General features: G+C 71.9%; 18 protein-coding genes. 4 read left to right on the top strand and 14 right to left on the bottom strand.

From position 1 onward, the window contains the following. Positions 1-10 precede the first annotated feature (10 nt). The 4 genes from ACFMQL_RS16970 to ACFMQL_RS16955 form a co-directional block, all read right to left on the bottom strand. Complete coding sequence (locus ACFMQL_RS16970; RefSeq protein WP_364062991.1) at positions 11-802, bottom strand: metalloregulator ArsR/SmtB family transcription factor; 792 nt, start codon at positions 800-802, stop codon at positions 11-13. Between the two features lie 313 nt (positions 803-1,115). After that, complete coding sequence (locus ACFMQL_RS16965; protein WP_364062988.1) at positions 1,116-1,835, bottom strand: glutamine amidotransferase; 720 nt, start codon at positions 1,833-1,835, stop codon at positions 1,116-1,118. Then, on the bottom strand, positions 1,825-3,054 hold the full coding sequence (locus ACFMQL_RS16960) for a MurT ligase domain-containing protein (RefSeq protein ID WP_364062985.1): 1,230 nt from the start codon (positions 3,052-3,054) through the stop codon (positions 1,825-1,827). Before ACFMQL_RS16960 ends, ACFMQL_RS16965 begins: the two co-directional genes overlap by 11 nt. 176 nt (positions 3,055-3,230) lie before the next feature. Next, positions 3,231-5,954, bottom strand: coding sequence for an ATP-binding protein (locus tag ACFMQL_RS16955; RefSeq protein WP_364062982.1), 2,724 nt, complete (start codon positions 5,952-5,954; stop codon positions 3,231-3,233). A 60-nt stretch (positions 5,955-6,014) separates the two neighbouring features. Between ACFMQL_RS16955 and ACFMQL_RS16950 the strand changes: the two genes are divergently transcribed. Beyond that, positions 6,015-6,209, top strand: coding sequence for a hypothetical protein (locus tag ACFMQL_RS16950; RefSeq protein WP_364062979.1), 195 nt, complete (start codon positions 6,015-6,017; stop codon positions 6,207-6,209). A gap of 112 nt (positions 6,210-6,321) precedes the next feature. On the opposite strand, the gene ACFMQL_RS16945 is transcribed toward ACFMQL_RS16950, so the two are convergent. Then, on the bottom strand, positions 6,322-8,268 hold the full coding sequence (locus tag ACFMQL_RS16945) for a hypothetical protein (protein WP_364062976.1): 1,947 nt from the start codon (positions 8,266-8,268) through the stop codon (positions 6,322-6,324). Between the two features lie 170 nt (positions 8,269-8,438). On the opposite strand from ACFMQL_RS16945, the gene ACFMQL_RS16940 reads away from it, so the two are divergent. Beyond that, positions 8,439-9,104, top strand: coding sequence for a hypothetical protein (locus ACFMQL_RS16940; RefSeq protein WP_364062973.1), 666 nt, complete (start codon positions 8,439-8,441; stop codon positions 9,102-9,104). After that, complete coding sequence (locus tag ACFMQL_RS16935) at positions 9,101-9,751, top strand: hypothetical protein (RefSeq protein ID WP_364062970.1); 651 nt, start codon at positions 9,101-9,103, stop codon at positions 9,749-9,751. Before ACFMQL_RS16940 ends, ACFMQL_RS16935 begins: the two co-directional genes overlap by 4 nt. Positions 9,752-11,903: 2,152 nt before the next feature. Here ACFMQL_RS16935 and ACFMQL_RS16930 read toward each other — a convergent pair. Next, complete coding sequence (locus ACFMQL_RS16930; protein WP_378786056.1) at positions 11,904-12,821, bottom strand: hypothetical protein; 918 nt, start codon at positions 12,819-12,821, stop codon at positions 11,904-11,906. Positions 12,822-13,016: 195 nt separating this feature from the next. Here ACFMQL_RS16930 and ACFMQL_RS16925 point away from each other — a divergent pair, with 195 nt between their 5' ends. Then, positions 13,017-13,562 carry a hypothetical protein gene (locus tag ACFMQL_RS16925; RefSeq protein ID WP_364062964.1) on the top strand — a complete coding sequence of 182 codons (546 nt, stop codon included), beginning with the start codon at positions 13,017-13,019 and terminating at the stop codon, positions 13,560-13,562. Between the two features lie 95 nt (positions 13,563-13,657). Here ACFMQL_RS16925 and ACFMQL_RS16920 read toward each other — a convergent pair whose 3' ends face one another. From ACFMQL_RS16920 to ACFMQL_RS16885, 8 genes are all read right to left on the bottom strand, one after another. After that, the gene (locus tag ACFMQL_RS16920; protein WP_378786055.1) at positions 13,658-14,959 is read right to left on the bottom strand and encodes a hypothetical protein; all 1,302 of its coding nucleotides are present in this window, start codon (positions 14,957-14,959) and stop codon (positions 13,658-13,660) included. A gap of 162 nt (positions 14,960-15,121) precedes the next feature. Further along, positions 15,122-15,421: a DUF1416 domain-containing protein gene (locus ACFMQL_RS16915; RefSeq protein ID WP_364062958.1), complete on the bottom strand. Its 300-nt coding sequence runs from the start codon at positions 15,419-15,421 to the stop codon at positions 15,122-15,124. Further along, positions 15,421-16,260 (bottom strand): sulfurtransferase, encoded by an 840-nt coding sequence (locus tag ACFMQL_RS16910; protein WP_364062955.1) that lies wholly within the window; start codon positions 16,258-16,260, stop codon positions 15,421-15,423. The genes ACFMQL_RS16915 and ACFMQL_RS16910 overlap by 1 nt, the downstream gene beginning before the upstream one ends. Further along, complete coding sequence (locus ACFMQL_RS16905) at positions 16,257-16,673, bottom strand: DUF4395 family protein (protein WP_378786054.1); 417 nt, start codon at positions 16,671-16,673, stop codon at positions 16,257-16,259. The genes ACFMQL_RS16910 and ACFMQL_RS16905 overlap by 4 nt, the downstream gene beginning before the upstream one ends. Positions 16,674-16,733: 60 nt before the next feature. Further along, positions 16,734-16,817, bottom strand: a complete 84-nt coding sequence (locus ACFMQL_RS16900; protein ID WP_350668905.1) for a putative leader peptide — start codon at positions 16,815-16,817, stop codon at positions 16,734-16,736. A gap of 72 nt (positions 16,818-16,889) precedes the next feature. After that, the gene (locus ACFMQL_RS16895) at positions 16,890-17,267 is read right to left on the bottom strand and encodes a thioredoxin family protein (RefSeq protein WP_378790168.1); all 378 of its coding nucleotides are present in this window, start codon (positions 17,265-17,267) and stop codon (positions 16,890-16,892) included. A gap of 127 nt (positions 17,268-17,394) precedes the next feature. Then, positions 17,395-18,312 (bottom strand): zf-HC2 domain-containing protein, encoded by a 918-nt coding sequence (locus ACFMQL_RS16890; protein WP_364063265.1) that lies wholly within the window; start codon positions 18,310-18,312, stop codon positions 17,395-17,397. Next, on the bottom strand, positions 18,312-18,824 hold the full coding sequence (locus tag ACFMQL_RS16885) for a sigma-70 family RNA polymerase sigma factor (protein ID WP_364062949.1): 513 nt from the start codon (positions 18,822-18,824) through the stop codon (positions 18,312-18,314). The genes ACFMQL_RS16890 and ACFMQL_RS16885 overlap by 1 nt, the downstream gene beginning before the upstream one ends. Between the last annotated feature and the right edge of the window lie 3 nt (positions 18,825-18,827).

Below are 18,827 nucleotides of genomic sequence, written 5' to 3'. Positions count from 1 at the left end.
CTGGGCCGTCTCACTGGGCGCCCGACGGCAGCGGCTGGCCGGTCTCCAGCAGGGTCTTGAGACTGGAGACGATCTCCGGCCAGCCCTGGCCGACGCCTTCCCTGATCGTGCTGCCCGGCTCGAACCCGCCGTGCACGACGGTCAGCTTGACCATCTCGCCGGCCTCCTCGATCTCGAACGTCACCGTCGAGCGCGGCTCCTTGGCCATCTCCTCCCGCCCCTCGGGGGTCAGCCCGACGATCTCGGCGAACTCCGGCGTGATCGTGTGCCAGGTGTACGCCAGCCGCCGGTACGGCTCCGACGCCACCACGACCTGCTCGGGGTCGGCCATCCTGACGCCCTCGTACGTCCAGGTGACCGCCGAGCCCACCTGCCAGTCCGACTCCAGCTCCACCCCCCAGTAGCGCCGGGTCCATGCGGGGTCGGTGAGCGCCTGCCAGAGGCGTTCCGGGGTGGTGCGGATGTAGGTGGTGTAGACGACGTCCTGCTCCATGGGACGTACCTCCAAGGCCGTCTTGAGGTCCGCCAGGGCGGCTGCCCGGTGGCGGTCGTAGCGGTTGATCCAGCGGTCGGCGATGGCGTTGATCGGTACGGCGTTGAGGAAGTGCAGCTTCTCCCGCCCCCGCCGCACCGTGGTGACCAGGTTGGCCTCCTCCAGCACGGCGAGATGCTTGCTGACCGACTGCCTGGCCATGTCGAGCCCCGCACACAGCTCGCGCAGCGTCTGCCCGTCACGGGCGTTGAGGCTGTCGAGCAACCTGCGGCGGCTGGGGTCGGCCAGCGCTCTGAAGACGTCGTCCATTTTTCGCCATCCTGACATGCAGCCGTCCGGCTGCCTTTCGCACGATATGCAGCCGTGCGGCTGCATGTCAACGATGGGCACCCGAGGGCACGGCCTGGAAGGGGAGCTGCCCTGTAAGGCGGGGCAAGGGCCCGGGCGGACGCACCTCGCGGCCCGCACGGAAGCGCCCGATGCCGCCTCAGGCGACCGGCCGGCGCCTCCTGGGCGGCACCTGCTTGGCAGCGCCCGGCGCCGCCTCGGCGGACGTACTGGAGCGCGCGGTGCCGTCGCGAGCCGCCCGGCCGGGAGCGGCGGCCAGGGCGCGAGCCGTACGTCAGCGCTGCTGTTCGAGGACCGTGGTGAGGCGCTCCTGGCGGAGGGCTTCGTAGCGGGAGTCGTCGAGCGGGGGCAGGTCCCCTACCCGCCACGACAGCAGCAGGTCGGCCAGCGCGGGGTTGCGGGCCAGGGCGGGGCCGTGCAGGTACGTGCCGACGACGTGGCCGGCGTAGCAGCCTTCGAAGCCGTCGCCGTTGCCCACGCCCACGACCGTCTTCGACAGCGGCTTGACGCCGGGGCCCAGGTGGGTGACGCCCATGTGGTTCTCGAAGCCGGTCAGCGTGGGGATGTTGAGCGCGGCGTCGACCTCGGCGACCAGCTCGCCCACGGCGCGGGCGGGGCCGCGCGAGCTGGTGATGTCGAGCAGGCCGATGCCCTCGACCGGCTGCCCTTCCTCGCCGCCGAACGTGCTGCCCATGATCTGGTAGCCGGCGCAGACCGCGAGCACCGACGCTCCGCGCGCGACCGCGCGGTGCAGGCCGCCGTCCTTGCGCAGGCGCCCGGCGGCCAGGATCTGCGGGCGGTCCTCGCCGCCGCCGATGAGGTAAATGTCGCCGGTCTCGGGCACCGGGTCGGCCGAGCGTACGTGGATCGTCTCGGTCTCGATGCCGCGCCGCCGCGCCCGCGCTTCGAGGACCAGGACGTTGCCCTGATCGCCGTACGTGCTCAGCAGGTCGGGATAGATCCAGACGATGCGAAGGGCGCTGTCAGACGGCACGGCCGAACTCCGATCGGATGTGCTGGAAGGCGGTGTAGTTGGCGATCACATCGACCCGGCCGGGCGGCTGCATCGCCAGGGCCTCGTTGAACGTGTCGCACAGCGTGAACGCCACCTCGGCGACGTCGAGCCGCAGCGCCAGGTCGAGACGGCGCTCGCCGGTGACGAACACCGGACGCCCGCGCAGGATGCGGTAGTCGACGTCCCACAGCCACGAGGTGTCGCGGCCGTCGGGGCCCTGGGCATTGACCGACAGGATGACCGGAAGCTGCGGGTCGGCGACGTCGAACGCCTCGAGCCAGCCGGCGGGGTTCTTCGCCAGCAGCAGGCGGGCGTGGCGGCCGTCGCGCTCGACGGTGGTGTAGCGGCCGGCCACCGAGGTGACCTCGCGCAGGCGGGGCAGCGCCCGGTCGACCGTCACCCCGAACGCCTCGGCCACGGCCAGCGCCATCACCGCGTTGGAGCGGTTGGCCTGGCCGGGAAGCTGGATGTCGAGCAGCCACCGCTGCCCCCGCGGGTCGATCGCGGAGTCGCCGTCGACCGCCCACTGCGGCTCGGGGCGGTGGAAGGTGCACTCGCGGCAGGCCCAGTCGGCGTCTTTGCGGTCGAGCGGGCCGCCGCACTCGGGGCAGCACCAGGAGTCCTCTTTCCACCGCTGGCCGCCGGCCACCCAGGTGACCTTGGCGGCGGTGGAGGCGGCCCAGGTGACGAGCGGGTCGTCGCAGTTGGCGATGACGTGGGTGGGCCTGCCGGACAGCGCCTTGCGCCACTTCTGGGCGAGCAGCCAGATCTCGGCCGCGCGGTCCATCTGGTCGCGGCTGAGGTTCATCAGGCAGACGACGCCCGCGCCCGTCGTGTCGAGCACCTGCGGCAGGTATTTCTCGTCCACCTCCAGCACGCCGTAGGGTGCGCGCTTGTGCTGGGCGAGCGCCGAGACGTGGCCGGCCGGCATGTTGGCGCCGAAGGCGTTGGTGGCGACCTCGCCGAGCTCGAGGAGGGCCGAGGTGATCAGCCGGGTCGTGGTGGTCTTGCCGTTCGTCGCACTGACCAGAGCCAGCTTGCGGTCACGGGCCAGCTGGCGCAGCAGGTCCGGTTCGAGCAGCAGACCGATTCGCCCGCCGATCACCGATCCGTCACCGCGCCCGGTCATCCTGGACAGCGTGGCGGCGCTGCGTCCCAGGGCGCTGGCGAGCTGGGCCCGCAAAGGAAGCTGGGTCATGAGCATGGATCCTAGTCGGGGTTGCCGCCTGCTTCGGAGGAGCACGCGGAAACGCCGTCCGGTTTGCTACCCGGTGCGAACCTTCACGTGGGCCGATCCCTGATGTGCCACGAGCGAACGCCCAGCCGCCACGTCCCGGCGCCCCGGCCGGGCCGCCCGCATCGCCCAGGCCGCCCTTACGTGGCCGGGGTGCTGTAGACGGGCGCGGCGTTCACGGGCGCCGCCGCCGGCTCGGCGAACGCGATCTCCGGCGCTCCGCCCTGCTCGAACGGCAGCACGAACCGGCGCGGCCACGACAGCACGCCCTCCAGCCAGCCCGCCCCCATCGTCTGCCCCACGTGCCGGATCCTGGCCGCCGCCTCGACCCCGATGGCCACGGTGAGGATGTCGCGCTGCACGCTCTCGCTCTCGTCGTCGCCGAGTATGACCCGCCAGGCCAGCTCCCTGTTGTGCTCCACCTCCATGGACAGCGGGTGGTGGCGCAGCGCCTTGGCGCGGTGGCCGAGCAGCTCGGTGTGCCCCAGGTCGCCGGTGGTGCCCGGGGACTGGCGGAACAGGGCGTACTCCATGGGCGGGGCGGGGCTGCGCGGGTTCGGGGCGGGGTGACCGTACGGGAAGAGTCTTTCCACCTCGTGCAGCCAGCGCACCTGCGGGATCACCCACGACGCCCCCGGACGCTCGCCACCGCTGTCGAGGCCGGCGAGCAGGCGGGTGGCGGTCTCCGCGGCCTTCTCGGTCAGCAGCGACGGGTCGAACCACGTGCGCAGCGACCACGCGCGCCGCTGCACGCAGCGCTCGATGAGGGTGGCGAGCAGGCACTCCCTGCGCCGGGCCGGCAGCTCGTTCCACGCGGCCGACAGCGCGCGCGGGACGCCGGGCAGCGGACGGTTGGTGACGAAGGCGAGCACGACCGTGTCGCACCAGATGCGCAGCCAGGCCCACTCCTGCGCCCCTGCGAGCACGTCGGCCTCGCGCAGCTCGACCAGCGTGCACGCCTGCCCGGTACGGCACTGCGCCCCGCACGCGGCCGACCTGCGCCCCCTGATGGGCGGCGGCGGCCCGGGCAGCACCTTCTCCCGCGACTCCCCCAGCGGCACGCGGACCCGCAGCGGCCGGTCCATGCCGTCGGCGAACACCGCCGCCGCGCCCGGCTGGAGCGAGACCACGTGGCGGGACTGCTCGTCGCTGAGGTTCATGGCGGCGCCGACGAGCCTCCTGTCGTCCTCGGCGGGCAGCCGGTGCACGACCTTCAGCGCGGTGTTCTTGACCACGTCGGTGACGAGCTTGGTGGGGATCTGCTCGGCCACCACGATGCCCTCGCCGTACGCCCTGATCTCGGCGAGCAGCCCGGCCAGCAGCTCAACGGCGTGGGTGGAGGCCCGGCCGTGTCCGCGGTCGCGCAGCAGCCGGTGCGCCTCCTCGATGACGATGACGTGCCGCAGCCCGGTCGAGCGCTCGCGGCGGGCGCGCATGCGCAGGTGCTCGACGATGCGGATGATCAGCGTGCCCATGAGGAACGCCTTGTCCTCGTCGTTGGCGACGTCCTCGATGGCCAGCACGACGTTGCGTTCGAGCAGGCCGCCGATGTCGGCGGGGTGCCCGCCCTCGAAGAAGCGCCCGGCCGAGCCGACGCGCAGCGAGCGCAGCCGCAGCGAGATGAAGCCCTCGACGTCGGCCTGCACCTCGCGGCCGTAGCCGATCTCCTTGATGACGTCCATGGCGTGCTGCTGGAGCTGTTCGAGCGTGGGCACGCTGGGCGGGACGTCGGAGCCGGGCACGGCGCCGCCGGTGACGACGTCCCAGCCGGTGGCCTCGTAGACGCGCTGCAGGGCCAGCGACATGATCTGCGGGAACGGCTCCTCGGCGTCGAACGCCGCCATGAACAGCGCCCTGACCATGTCGATATGGGCCTGGACGGGGTAGCCGGGCTCGGGTTCGAGCGGGTTGACGCTGAACGGCACGCCGTCGGGGGCCGACGGGTTGATCACGGTGACCGGCTCGGTGACGCGGCCGGCCATGGCGGCGTACTCGGACTTCGCAGGCTCGATCGCGAGCCACGGGATGCGGGCCCTGCTGAGCTGCTCCAGCATGTGCCGCACGGTCTGCGACTTGCCCGAGCCGGTCGCGCCGGTGACGAACGCGTGCCTGTTGAGCGTGGCCAGCGGCACGCGGAACGAGCCGACGCCGCGGTCCTGGCCGTCGAGTATCTCGCCGAGCAGCAGCTCGCCGCCCTCGCCCGCGGCGTTCCCCGCGCCGTCGGACTCGGACGTCACGTCGAAGAAGCCCGAGTCGAGCACCCGTACGCCGGGCACCTCGCGGCGGGGCAGCCCGGCCAGCGCGGCGAGCGCCCCCGCCGTGGCGGCGAAGGGCGCGGCGGCGCCGTCGGCGGGGTCCTGCATGGTGATGGCCAGCGCCTCGGTCAGCGCGTACGCGGCCCCGTGCGAGCTGCGCAGCCGGTACGGGTGATGGCTCATCTCGACCGACCCGACGAGCACGGGGGCGATCTGCCGCAGCTCCTCGGCGGTGGCGCCGCCGGCCAGCACGCGCACGTTCCACAGACCGGCCTCACGGAAGGCGTCCAGCTCCTGCATGCGGCGCTCGGCCCGCTCGGCGTCGAAGCGGGAACGCTCGGAGGCGTCGCCGTACTGCCGCAGCACATTGAGCTGAGTACGCAGGTGCGCCACCTCGGCGTCGAGCAGGTCGGTCGGCTCGGCCACCACCAGCCAGCCGAACGGCCGCGACATGAGCGTCACCAGCGTCGACTCGAAGAGCGTCGGCCGCTTGAGCTCGTCGGGGTCGAACTCGCGCCCCTTGCTGCCCAGCGGCGGCGCCTGACGTCCCGGGCACGGCGTCCACACCAGGTCGGCCAGGTCGGCCAGATACTCCTCATCCAGCCGCACACCACGCGCTCCCCGGGGAACAGCAGCGGCTGAGGGCCGCTCGGATGGTCGGGCAGGTCGGTGGACCTGCGCGGCTGGCGCGGCGGCGACAACGGCCCGGCATTGGTGATCAGTTCAAGAGGCGCTCCCGATCCGCGCGACAACCAGCCGATCACGAACGGCCGATCGCGCTGCGCCGCCGACAACACCGCGGGAAGCACGGTGACGAAATCCCATTCCGCCGACGAGCTTCGCGAGGGTGCTGCGATCGACTGAATTCGATACCAGGGCCCGCTCAACGAGACGCTCGGCTGCATTTCAATCCCCCACAGACGGTTCTTTGTTAAATTCCGCCAACCGTCAGCTCGTCACCTTGACATTGACCATGTCATTGCCTGCCCTTGCGCCAGTCCAGGCGCGGCGGTGGCGGCCCGAGGTTCGGCGGCGGCTCGCCGTCTGCGCCGCCCGCTCTGGGGTCGAGCGCCAGCACCGCGTCCTTGACCTCCTCGAACTCGCCGAGCGTCGTCTTGGGGAAGGTGAGGATGGCCGGGTTCGCGTCCGCCAGGCGGACCCGACGCCCCTGCGCGGTGGCGTCCGTGACGATCACGGACGTGGTGGGAAGCTGCTGGAGCTGGTGCGGCTCGACGAGGAACTCGCGCGAGCGCTGCAGCACCCGTTCCTTTTCGGAGATCTTGTCGGCGGTGCGCCCCCATTCCGTGGACTCGGTGATGTCGCCCTTCAGGTCGGGCGAGTGCTCGTCGTGGGCTTGCGCGCCGTCCTCGACCTGCGCGATCGTCGAGGTGTAGCCGCCGTCCAGGCCCGGTAGCGACTCGCTGATCGTCTCGGTGAGCTGGGCCAGCTCAAGGCGGTGCTCGGTGCCGACGTGCTCGCTCGCCACCCTGGCGTCCTCGGCGTTGCCGAGCCGCATGAACGCCACCGCCGCGTGCCCTCGGCCGAGCCGCTCCCTGACCGTGGGGGTGAGCGACCGGTAGGTGAGGACGAGTCCCGTACGCGAGGTCTCGCAGGCGTCCATCAGCCGGTCGAGCACGTCGCCCCTCAGCTTCTCCGCGCCTGCCACGATGATCGTGTGGTACCAGGGCCGGTCGGATGCGGGCGACTGCCGCAGGATGTGGGTCAGGGCGGTGGCCACGTACGTGCCGAGCACCCGGTTGCCGAACACGCCCGCCTGCCGGTCCATGCTCACCACCCGCAGCCTGGCGGGCGGCAGCCGCACGGCCTCCGTGCCCAGCGACTCCAGCTTGCGCAGCTGCGACTCCAGCGCCCAGGCCCGCTCGATCACCACCCGGTCGCTGACCCCGCGGCCGAACAGCGTGCCGATGCGTTCGAGCTGGGTGGCGGTGATCAGGCCGAACCGCAGGTCGTCGCGCGGGTCGCCCACCTGCGCCAGGGCCCGCAGCGCCGCGGTCACCTGCCTGATCGTGGCGTTCTCGCCGAGCACCTCCAGCACCCGCTCCAGGATCGCGTTGTCGAAGCTGAGGTCCCGGGTGGTGCGGTGCTCCTCGCTGACGCTCACCACGTGCGCCAGCACGTCGGCGAACGCCTCGGGCTTGAGCGTGGCGCCCAGGTCCAGCCTGGGCAGATCGACCGGCAGCACCCACACCAGCGGGTCGTCGCCGCCCTTGCGCGCCAGCTCGATCAGGTCCTTGGCGATCGCGCCCTCCGACAGGTCGAGCACGGTCAGATGGCCGCCACTGTAGAGCCGGGTCGCCCCGATCAGCGTGATCAGCGCCGACCAGCCGGGTAAGGTGCCGCCCGCCACGTCGATGCGGTCGATCTCGTCGGGCACCGACACCGCGTACCAGGTGAGCTGCTTGTCGTGGCGCTCCTTCGACTCCTGCCACTCGCGGTAGCGCTGCGCGTGCTCCTCCTGCGCGCGGAACAGCTCCTTGTCACGTTCCTGCCGTCGCCGCTCGTCGCGGGCCTGCTGCTCCATCACCCGGTACCTGACCGCGCGGTCGCCCTGGAACAGCGCGTAGCTGCAGATGCCCGCCACGCCGCCGGCCGCGATCAGCCCCAGCACCGCGAACGACCAGGCGAGGTAGCCGGTCAGCGCGGCGCCCACGATCAGCACCGACAGCACCAGCATGGCCATGCGGACGTGGCGTACCGGCCGGTTGAGCATGTCCTCGAGCTGGCGCTCCCGGCGCAGCAGATCGGACGTGGCGGGATCGGGCTGCTCCTGCGCGGACGGCTCCTCGACCGGCGAGGGACGCTTGGGCGGCGGTCCCGGGTCGGGATGGAGCAGGATGTACTGCCAGCCCAGGTAGATGCGGTCCGCCTGGAGCTGGGCATGCTCGGGATGCACGTCCGCCACGTGACCCTCCGGCCGCCGATATGTCATTAGGTGTAGGGCTCAGCCCATTCCCGCTCCGTGACAGCGTATGAGCTAGAACCACCGTAGCGGCAGGGTTCTCGGCAATTTGACCAGTCCGATGGGAGCATTGCGGCAGATGGGACAAGCGATAGCTATTACCATCCTTACCCATGACGGAACCCTCCGGCGACCGCAGTAACAAGCCGAGACGCCCGGTAGTGGTGCCCGCAATCGCCCTGACGGCCCTCACCGTCATCGGCATCACCGCCCTGCTCGGCGGCCTCAACGAGGCTCCCGACGAGGTCGAGCCGCTCGGCCAGGGCGCCGTGCTCGACCAGGGGCTGTACGACACCAAGTTCGTCGAGTCGCGCGTACGGGTCGAGCGCGCCCAGAACGACTTCGACGAGGACAAGCGCTTCCTCGAAGTCGTCTTCGACGTCACCAACAAGGGCGACGAGACGCTGCCCGTCGGCCTGCCGCCTGAAAAGCTCGAACACGCCTTCACCTCGACCACCTTCGCCGGGTCCCTGGTCAAGATCACGCCCGCGTTCGACAGGGACTCGGGGCCGTTCGCGTTCGCCCTCAGCAAGGGCGACGAGACCCGGCAGCTCCACCCCGGCGTGCCCAGCCAGGTCATCCTCCGCTACCGGCTCAAGGACGGCCAGCAGCCGCCTGACAAGGTCACCCTCGACGTGGCCTCCTTCGAACTGACCGAAGGCTTCAACAACGCCGAACTCGAATGGGGCATGGTCGCCGAAGAGGCGGGCGAGCGATCGTACCTGCCCGTCATCAAGGCTCGTGTCACCCTGCCGGTGAAGAAGGGCGGCACGTCATGACCGTCACCGAACAACGCTCCGAGATCGCCCCCGCCCGCCGGCCGCGCCGGGGCAACCGCCGCAGAAGCGCCGGGACCGGCGTCACCGGCGTCATCGCCGGGCTCGCCATGCTCGCCGCCGCCGTTCTGCTGCAGACCAAGGCGCTCGGCGAAGGGGCGATGAGCGACCCGCTCAGTTACACCGGGACCAAAGGCGAGGCCGTCGACGCCCGCCGGTTCACCGTACGTCTCGACTCCTTCACCACGGCCAAGAAGATCCAGACCTCCGACACCGAGACCATCGAGACCGGCAACCTCTTCCTCATCGTCAGGGCGTCGGCCAAGTCCAGCATGAAGCCGTACCACCTGGGGCAGCCCGTCCTGCTGACCGACGACGGCAAGCGCTTCGCCGCCACCGACCGGGTGGACAGCCAGCAGACCCTGGCCAACAAATGGGTACAGCCCGACATCTGGGTCGGCGGCCTGTCCTTTTTCGAGATCCCGCCCAGCGCGCTGCCCGGGGCGCGGGTGGTGTTCAAGCTGCCGCCGCAGGCGGGGCCGCAGGAGCCGTACCGGCCTGAGGTCGAGATCGATCTCGGCCTGGACGAGGCGGGGGCGCGCAAGCTCGCCGACTCGCCGCAGGACGTCTACTCGATCGTTAAGAAGTGATCTCAGGATGAGCACGAACGAGCGTGACTGGTTCTCGCCACGCGTCAACCCGACACCTGGTCCTGAGACCGAGCCTGAGCCCGGCTCCGGTGCCCGGGGCGGCGCCGGGGCCGGTACCGAGTTCGGCCCCGGCGTGAATGCCAGGGCCGGTACCGAGTTCGGCCCCGGCGTGAATGCCAGGGCCGGTACCGAGTTCGGCGCCAGCCTGAATGCCAGGGCCAGGACCGAGTTCGGCGTCGATGCCGATGCCGATGCCGAGATCGAGGCGCCGCCGCAGTCCGCCCACGAGCAAGTGCCCGGCAAGGGTCTCCCGCCGGGGCCCGGGATGCGCGGCGGCCTGCCCGGCCGCCCGCCCGCTCACAGCGCCACCTCCGAGTACGACTGGTCCCCGTCCGAACACGACTGGACCCCCACGGACGCTCCGCCTCCCACGCCGGGCCTCGGCCGCGTCCCGGGATCGGGCATGACGTCGCCCACCGGCCGCACCTCGGGACCAGGCACACCCTCGACCCCTGGCCGACCCTCGGGACCGAACGCGGCCTCGGCCCCGGGGCGGACCTCAGGACCGAACGCGGCCTCGGCCCCGGGCGGGCGGACCTCGGACCACGGCCGGGCCTCGGACTATGGCCGGGCTTCAGACCACGGCCGGGGCTCTGACCACGGCCGTCCTTCCGACGACTTCGGCCACCGCTTCGGCGGCCCCGCCCCGCAGAGCGGCGCGGCACACCCCGGCGTCCCGACAGGGGTGGGCGCCCCCGCGGAGGCAAGCCACCACACGGACGCGAGCCACCGCACGGACGCGAGCCACCGCACGGACGCGAGCCACCGCACGGACACAGACCACCGCACAGAAGCGAGCCGCCACACAGAAGCGGGCCACCGCATGGAGGCGGGCTGGGCTGGCGAGCAGCCGGGCGAGGAGACGCCGCACGCCTGGCCGGCCGTCTCAGGCGGGCACTCTGAGCAGGGCTCCTCGCCTCTGCCTCGGCGCCGCCACGCGGCCCCGGCCCCGGCCCCGGACGCCGCACCTTACGGCTCGTCCGACACCTACCGCCCAAGCCTCGGCCGCACCACCGACCCCACCCAGCAGCGTGGTTGGGACGCAGGCTCCCAGCCGGGCCGAGACGCCGACCCGCAGCAGGGCTGGGGTGCCGGTCGCGAACCCGGTCCGCCTCCGGCCTGGGGCAGGGCCCACGAGCCTGCCGGCGACACCTACGACTACCCGCGCAGCCCTGAGCAAGGCAACAGCGGCCCACACGCCGCCGGTGGCCACAGCTACACCCCTGAGCGCGACCGCAGCGGCCCGCAAACTACCGGTGGCCACAGCTACGCCCCCGAGCGCGAGCACAACGGCCCGCAAGCTACGGGCGGCCACAGCTACACCCCCGAGCAAAGCCACAGCGGCCCACGCACCGCCGGTGGCCACAGCTACGCGCCCGAGCGCGACCGCAGCGGCCCGCAGGTTGCCGGTGGCCCTGGCTACGCCCCCGAGCAAGGGCACAGCGGCCCGCACAGCGTCATGAGCCGCTACGGCTCTGAGGGCGGCCACAGCGGCCCTCACGCCACCACCGGCGATCATGCCTTCGGACCTGAGCACGGTCCGGGGCAAGCCGGCGACCCACGGTTCGGGGATGGGACGGCACGCAGGCAGGCTCCGGAGGGGTGGTCCGGAGCCGGGCACGGGCAGGCGCAGGCTGACAGGCGCGGGCAGGCGCAGGCTGACAGGCGCGGGCAGGCGCAGGCTGAGGGGTCCCCGCTCGGGGCCGGAGCCGGCTCGGGCAGGCACTCGGACGAGCCCGCTCACAGCGGTGAGCAGGGGCACAGCCGGGTGCTGGGCGCCGACGGCGTGTCCCGTGGCGGTGCCATGCCGGAGCCCGGCAGTGCTCCGGGCGAGCGTGCTATGCCGGACATAGGCGGTGTCCCGGGCGGGCACACCGTGCCGGATGCAGGCCGTATCCCAGACGGGCACACCGTGCCGGATGCAGGCCGTATCCCAGACGGGCACACCGTGCCGGACGCAGGCCGTATCCCAGGCGGGCACACCGTGCCAGAAACAGGCGGTGTCCCCAGCGGGCGTCCCGCGCCGGACGGCGGCGATGTTCTCGGTGGCGAGGCCATCTCCGGCGGCGGTGCCTTCTCAGGTGGTGCAACGTCAGCGGGCGGTGCCACGCCGGGCAGTGGGAGCCTGGCGGGCGGTGAGGCCGCCTTCGGTGCCGCGCGTGGCGGCAGGCACTCGAGCGGTCCCGCTTACGACGAGCAAGCTCCGACGGCGGCCTTCGGGTCCGTCCCTGGGCCGGGAGCCGGCGATGCCTCCGGACAGCGCGGCCAACGCGCCGGCCTCGGACGGGCCGGCGACGGCTACAGCCCCGCGCAGCCCGGCGTCGCCCACGGTTACGGGCAGCCCGGCGGAGGCTTCGAGCCTGGGCCGGGAGTCGACGCCACCCCCGGACAAGCCGACGAAAACGCCGGCCCCGGACGAGGTACGGACGCTTACGGCGCTGGGCCACAGCCCGCTGTAGGCCGCGGTTTCGGACAGCCTGGCGAAGGCAGGGCTTTCGGACAGCCTGGCGAAGGCGGTGCTCTCGGGCAGCCTGGCGAAGGCGGTGCTCTCGGGCAGCCTGGCGAAGGCGGTGCTGTCGGGCAGGTCGGCGGAGGCCGTGGCCCTGGGCAGGGTGCCGGTGAGGGCCGTGGTGCTCGGCATGGGGCCGAGGGGCGGGCGCGGCCGGTCGTTACCGATCAGCAGGTGTGGCCGCCCGCACCCAAGGAGCCGGTCGGTGGTGCCACGCAGCCCATGCCCGCCGTCAGGGCGGGTGGCCCGCCGCCTCCCTACCGGCCAAGTGGCGCGGGGCAGGGCGGCGACCCGATGCGGCCCGGTGACCCGGCACAGCCCGGTGACCCAGGCACGCACGGCCCCTCGGCGCAGCCCGGTGGCCCAGGCGCGCACGGCCCCTCGGCGCAGCCCGGTGGCCCAGGCGCGCACGGCCCCTCGGCGCAGCCCGGTGGCCCAGGCGCGTACGATCTCTCGGCGCAGCCCGGTGGCCCGAACCCGCACGGCTTCGCGGCCTCGCACGCGCATGATCCCTCGGCGCCGTACGGCGGCCCCGGCCCGTACGGCCTCCCTGGGCAGGAGCCCGGGCCCGGACAGTACGGGCAATTCCGCGCGGACGGGCCGGGTGAGTCCCTGGGCAGGTCCGGGGGCCAGGATGGGCCGCCCTCCGGTGAGGCGGGCAGCGGCGGAGGCAGGTCGAAGCGTCGTACGGCGCTGGTGGCCGCCGCGGCCGCGCTGGCGTGCCTGCTGACAACGGCCGCGCACACCTACGACGGCCACCTCTTCTATGAGAAGGTCGCCGAGGAGGAGACCAAGGAGACGGTCGTCCCCGCGGGCCAGGCGGGCAAGGTGAACGGCATCGAGTGGCGGGCCGCCATGGAGCGCACGAAGCCGCCCGCCGGCAACACGCACGGCCCCGAGGTGACCTGGCTGAAGGTGGACATCACCAGGAAGGCCGTGGACGAGAAGAGCGCCACGATGGTGGCCGAGCCGCATGACGTCCAGGTGCAGGACCGCTCGGGCCGGATCTGGACGGTGCCGATCGAGCCGGTGGGCGACCGGCCGACCGACAAGCTGGTGGTCGGCAGGGAGTACAAGATCCAGGGCCTGGCGATCGTGCCGACGGCGGTCGCGGACGAGGTGGAGCTGTCGTTCCGGCCGAGCAACTACCGCTCGGACACCCCGATCGACGACCTGTTCACCCGCGAGGGCGCCGCGAAGCTGGTGCCGGACGTGGACGTGCTCCGCTTCAAGCGCCGCTGAACGCCGCCGCCCATACGGCCGGCAGCCCATGCCCGCTCATACGGGAGTCACGCCGGCCGCGCGGGAGCCGAGCCCAAGGCCGGCCTGGCGGCCGGTCAGATCTCGTCGAGGGGGCGGCCGGCGCGGCGGGCCCGGGTGGCGGCGATGTCGTACGTGGCCGCGAGCAGCGCCATGGTGAGCACGGTCACCACCATCTCGCGCACGAACGCGACCGGCTGGACCTGGTAGATGCCGACCCACTCGTCACGGGTGCCGATGAGCATCATGATCCCGCGCTGGGCGTACTGGCCGCCGACGGCGAGCACCGAGTAGCACAGGCACATCATGCCGAAGAGCGGCAGCCCACCATTGAAGATCATCCGGAGGGAGTTGGCGAGCGGCACCCAGCGGTCGCGGAAGCCGCCGGTGAGCCGGTCGAACGACTTCTGTGTGAGGTCGTGGCTGCTCTCCAGCTTGTCGAGGCCGCGCTCCAGGCGGGTGCCCCGCAGGAGGGTGCGGGTCTCGTCGGAGTAGACGCCGAAGACCAGCATGGCGACGGTGAGCCAGGCGAGCGGCACGGCCACGCCCTCGAGGACGAGCGGCCACACCTCGCCGAACCAATCGGTGATGTCCGCCCACAGCGGCACGCCCTCCTTGGCCTGGGTGAGCAGTTCCTCGGTGCCGGCGACGGCTCTGCGGTGCTGGATCCACTCCGAGCGGGCGTCGCCGAAGGCGACGGTGGCGTTCAGGCCGTAGAAGACGAAGGCGAACTCGGAGAAGGCGGCGAGGAAGCCGTAGAACCTGCCTCGGCCCTGTTCGACGAACTTGGCGAAGAGCCACTTGAGCCCGAACATGACGGCCATGGCGCCGAGCGAGACCCGCCAGTCGAGGTCGACGAGCCCGCGCCCGACGTCGCTCTCCTCGCCGAACCAGGACGCCTCGGTCTGCTCGAAGTAGTGATGGAAGATGTCCATCTGGTAGACGTCTCTGGCGTCCTCGGTCTGGAAGCCCCAGGCCAGGTAGAGCACCGCGAAGGTGGGGGCGACGCGGTCGAGGGTGCGGAAGAGCGGTTCGTCGCGTACGCCTTCGTCGGCCCTGGCGCGCATCTCCCACAGGGCGCCGCGCAGCGCGTGCAGCATGCCGGTCGTGACGGTCATCGCGGCGAGCACGATGAGCGTGAGCAGGGTCATGACGCCGACGTAGCGCAGCTGCTTGAAGTCTCCGTACGGGACCTCGCTGGCCGCGTAGAGCAGCACGAACCGGAGGAGCTCGCCCGCGGCGAACCAGAGGATCAGCGGCAGCGCGCACTTGCCCGTCAGGCGAAGGGCGTGCAGGGGCAGTGAGTACGGCGACGGCATCTCCTGAGCCGGCGTGGGCCCTGGTTGCGGGGGCGCCGTCACACCTGTCGAACCGGACATCTGTGGAATCGTAGCGTTCTGTCCCTTGTGACGCAGCCGCAACCCTCGAAAGCGCTCCGCAATCAAGCACCAGGTGAACGGCCACTTTGCCGCGAAGGGACCCAGGGCATGCGAAAGGGCCCGCGTCCGGAGAGCCGGACGCGGGCCCTGACGTGTCGCCTGTCAGACGGCCACGGCGAGCTGGGCGACCTCGCCCAGCTTGGCCTGGACCTTGACGTCGCGGGTGACGCCACCGCCCGCGATGATGCGGACGGTCCAGTCGCCCGGCGCGGCGAAGAAGCGGAAGATGCCGTCGTCGGAGACCACGACCTCGCCGGTGAACTCACCGGTGTGGTCGAGCAGCCGCGCGTACGCGGTGCCGGCGCCGGTCACGACGCCCTGGATGACGGCCTGGTTGGACAGATCGATACCAGCGGGCAGCGTCACGGTCTGCTCCGGCGCCCCGCAACCCTGTGCGGTCATCAGCGGGCCTCCCCCAACTCGATCGGCACGCCCACGAGCGAGCCGTACTCGGTCCACGAACCGTCGTAGTTCTTGACGTTGGGCTGCTCGAGCAGCTCGTGCAGCACGAACCAGGTGTGCGCCGACCGCTCGCCGATGCGGCAGTAGGCGATGGTGTCCTTGCCGAAGTCGACCCCGGCCTCCTGGTAGAGGGCGCGCAGCTCCTCGTCGGACTTGAAGGTGCCGTCGTCGTTGGCCGCCTTGGACCACGGGATGTTGCGGGCGGTCGGCACGTGGCCGGCGCGCTGCGCCTGCTCCTGCGGCAGGTGGGCCGGGGCGAGCAGCTTGCCGGTGAACTCGTCGGGCGAGCGCACGTCGACGAGGTTGAGCTTGCCGATCGCCGCCACGACGTCGTCGCGGAAGGCGCGGATGTTGGTGTCCTGCTCCTTGGCGACGTACTGCGTCTTGGGCCGCTGCGGCACCTCGGTCACCAGCTCGCGGGAGTCGAGCTCCCACTTCTTGCGGCCGCCGTCGAGCAGCTTGACGTTCTCGTGGCCGTAGAGCTTGAAGTACCAGTAGGCGTAGGCGGCGAACCAGTTGTTGTTGCCGCCGTAGAGGACGACGGTGTCGTCGTTGGAGATGCCCCGGTCGGACAGCAGCGCCTCGAACCCCGTCTTGTCGACGAAGTCGCGGCGCACCGGGTCCTGCAGATCGTTGCGCCAGTCGACCTTGACCGCGCCACGGATGTGGCCCTTGTCGTAGGCGCTGACGTCTTCGTCGACCTCGACGATGACGACCCCGGGCGTGTCGAGGTTGGCTTCGACCCAGTCGGCGTCCACCAGGGCGGCGGAGCGGCTCATTGAGATACCTCCATGTTGGCGGCGGGCAGTAGTCGGCGAATGAGCAGGTACATCGCGCAGCCAAGGCAGATACCGAAGGCTGCGATGAGGAAAGCGGCGAGGAGAGCCGCAGCCGTGGCCGTGTGGGCCATCGGCATGATTCCGGAGGCGGATCCGGCCACGCCCGCGACCGCGACGACAGGCCCGATCTCCGGCGAGAGCCGGGGCGAGCCTTGCGTCTTGCGGTCTTTCCGCTCCTTCAGCGCACTAGCGGCGAGCGCCGAGCCGAGCATCGCGTACGGCCTGCGCGAGAACGCGCCCAGCATGCGGTCGAGCACCCGGACGGCGAGCAGCCGGCGGCTCTCGGTGACCGGGTGGGGGACGACCAGGGTGGTTGCCGCGCCGGGGCGCAGCGCTCTGGGATAGGCACGCATCGCGGGATGCTCCCTGAAGGGTCGATTTGGGGCGGATGGTGGATCCGCGCGAGATCGTCCTCAGGCAGCGCGACAGAGCGCGGTGGCGACGCGGCAGAAGTCGACCGCGCGCCGCTTCGTGAGCAGCTCTGTCGATGGGTTCATGAGCAAGACACTACTCGGCGTCTCGTCATCTGTCACATCTCGTCCGGTTAGTGAGACAGCGTGTGAGACGCCTCACGTTCCCGGGTCGGGTACGGCCAGCGCGAGCGCGGCCAGCACCTCGTGCTTTCGCGGCAGGCCGGACGCCCTTTTGACCACTGCTCCCTCCGGGTCGAGCACCAGCACCGTGGGGGTGCCGGTGATCTCAAGACGGCGTACGAGATCGAGCCGCGACTCGGCGTCCACCTCGATGTGACGCACGCCCGGCACCAGCGCGCTGACGTCGGCGAGGACCCGCCTGGTGGCCCGGCACGGCTGGCAGAACGCCGTCGAGAAGTGCACCAGCGTCGCCCGCTCGCCCAGGCTCTCCGCCCCCAGCTCCCCCGCCGACAGCCGCTCCTGCTCAGACCTGTGCTCCGCGCCGGCGTGGCGGCTGCGGTCGTCGCGGCGCAGGTGGATCACCTCGTTTCAGCGTGCCCGGCGCCGGTGCCCCGCCGGCGCCGCCCATCCGGTCGTCCACCCCGGTGCAACCGCGCACGCCCGCGTTTCCTTCCCCACCCGAAGACGCGGGCGTGCGCGATCACTTCCTCACCGGGACTTCGACCAGCACCGTGCCCGCCTCGTCCACGATCTCGAACCGGGCGATCTCCTCCATCGTCATCGACGTCCGCCGCGGGAAGACGGTCTTGTCACGGTAGGTGTCGGGGCCGATCGTCCAGCTCTCTGTGGCCTCGCGCCGCCCGTCGTCGCCGACCGCGACCAGGGAGCAGGTGGTGCCGACCGGGATGCCGGTGACGCGCACGCCCAGCTCGGTGCCGCCGTCGCCGGGCAGGGCCTGGACCGTGGCGCCGTAGCCGCCGGCCCTGTTGGAGCCGCTGAACTCGCGGCCCTCCATGGCCTTGCGCTGCTCAGCCGGTGACGACGCGCTCTCCTCGGCCCGCTCGGGTGCCGGCGTGGCGGCCTGCCCGTACGGCTGCGCGGGCTCGGGGGAGCGCGAAGGGCTGGGCCGTACGGGAGCCTGCTCGGCCGAACTCGGCATGCGGGAGTCGCGTTCGGCGGCCCCTGACTCGGGCGCGCCCTGGTCGGCGAGTACCCGCGGCGCGGCGTCATCGGGCCCGGCGGACCGCTCGGACTGCGCCACCGGGTGGGCGGCGGTCGTCTCGGCCGCCTGGCGGGTCTGGATCGCCGTCCAGACCGTGCCGCCCACCACCAGCACCGCCGCGCACGCCGCGACCGCGGTCAGGATCCGGCCGCGGCGCGACCGCTTGGCGCGGTCGTTCAGCAGCCGGTCGAGCACTTGACGCGGGGGGCTGCTCACCACCTCCACGTCGCGCTCGGACACCTTACCGAGGAACGTCGTCACCCCCGCGAGCTCCTCCAGCTCGGCGCCGCACGCCTCGCAGGTGGCCAGGTGGTGGTCGATCTCCAGCGCTTCCTCCGGATCGAGCGCGCCCAGGGCGTGCGCGCCGAGCGCGATCCGGACCTCCTCGCAGGTCATCACGGTGCGAGCCCCCGTTCTTCGAGCGCCAGCTTCAGGGCGCGCAACGCGTAGTACGTACGGGACTTGACCGTGCCCGGCGGAATGCCCAGCGTCGCCGACGCCTCCTTCACCGATCGCCCCCGGTAGTAGACCTCCAGCAGCACGTCGCGGTGCTCGGGCCGCAGCGCGGCGAGCGCCTCGGCCACCGCCCACGACTCGACCGCGCGCTCGAGCTCGTCGTCGGCCGGCAGGACAGAAAGCGCCTCGTCGCCGGTCTCCGGCGGCCTGGCCTTCCTGGCGCGGTGCTGGTCCACGACGAGGTTACGGGCCACCGTGAACAGCCACGCCCTGATCGGCCGGCCGGACATGGCCTCGGGATGTCGCCAGGCCCGTAGCAGGGTCTCCTGGACGACGTCCTCGGCCCTGCCGGAGTCGCCGGTCAAACGCAGGACGTACCCGTAGAGCGGCCCAGCGTGCTCGTCGAAGAGGGTCCTCACGAGTTCCTCGTCGGCGGTGTCCGCTGCTGTCACGTC

The sequence above is a fragment of the Nonomuraea fastidiosa genome (assembly GCF_042751225.1).
Classification (GTDB): domain Bacteria; phylum Actinomycetota; class Actinomycetes; order Streptosporangiales; family Streptosporangiaceae; genus Nonomuraea; species Nonomuraea fastidiosa.
Note: the sequence above shows the minus strand (reverse complement) of the source record. Positions and strands in the feature narration are given on the sequence as shown.

What these genes read in the sequence shown, in the direction of transcription:
- ACFMQL_RS16960 (WP_364062985.1), bottom strand. Translation starts at nt 3,054, where the DNA reads ATGACCCAGCTTCCTTTGCGGGCCCAGCTCGCCAGCGCCCTGGGACGC.
- ACFMQL_RS16935 (WP_364062970.1), top strand. Translation starts at nt 9,101, where the DNA reads ATGACCGTCACCGAACAACGCTCCGAGATCGCCCCCGCCCGCCGGCCG.
- ACFMQL_RS16915 (WP_364062958.1), bottom strand. Translation starts at nt 15,421, where the DNA reads ATGACCGCACAGGGTTGCGGGGCGCCGGAGCAGACCGTGACGCTGCCC.
- ACFMQL_RS16890 (WP_364063265.1), bottom strand. Translation starts at nt 18,312, where the DNA reads ATGACCTGCGAGGAGGTCCGGATCGCGCTCGGCGCGCACGCCCTGGGC.
- ACFMQL_RS16970 (WP_364062991.1), bottom strand. Translation starts at nt 802, where the DNA reads ATGGACGACGTCTTCAGAGCGCTGGCCGACCCCAGCCGCCGCAGGTTG.
- ACFMQL_RS16910 (WP_364062955.1), bottom strand. Translation starts at nt 16,260, where the DNA reads ATGAGCCGCTCCGCCGCCCTGGTGGACGCCGACTGGGTCGAAGCCAAC.
- ACFMQL_RS16940 (WP_364062973.1), top strand. Translation starts at nt 8,439, where the DNA reads ATGACGGAACCCTCCGGCGACCGCAGTAACAAGCCGAGACGCCCGGTA.
- ACFMQL_RS16905 (WP_378786054.1), bottom strand. Translation starts at nt 16,673, where the DNA reads ATGCGTGCCTATCCCAGAGCGCTGCGCCCCGGCGCGGCAACCACCCTG.
- ACFMQL_RS16920 (WP_378786055.1), bottom strand. Translation starts at nt 14,959, where the DNA reads ATGTCCGGTTCGACAGGTGTGACGGCGCCCCCGCAACCAGGGCCCACG.
- ACFMQL_RS16900 (WP_350668905.1), bottom strand. Translation starts at nt 16,817, where the DNA reads ATGAACCCATCGACAGAGCTGCTCACGAAGCGGCGCGCGGTCGACTTC.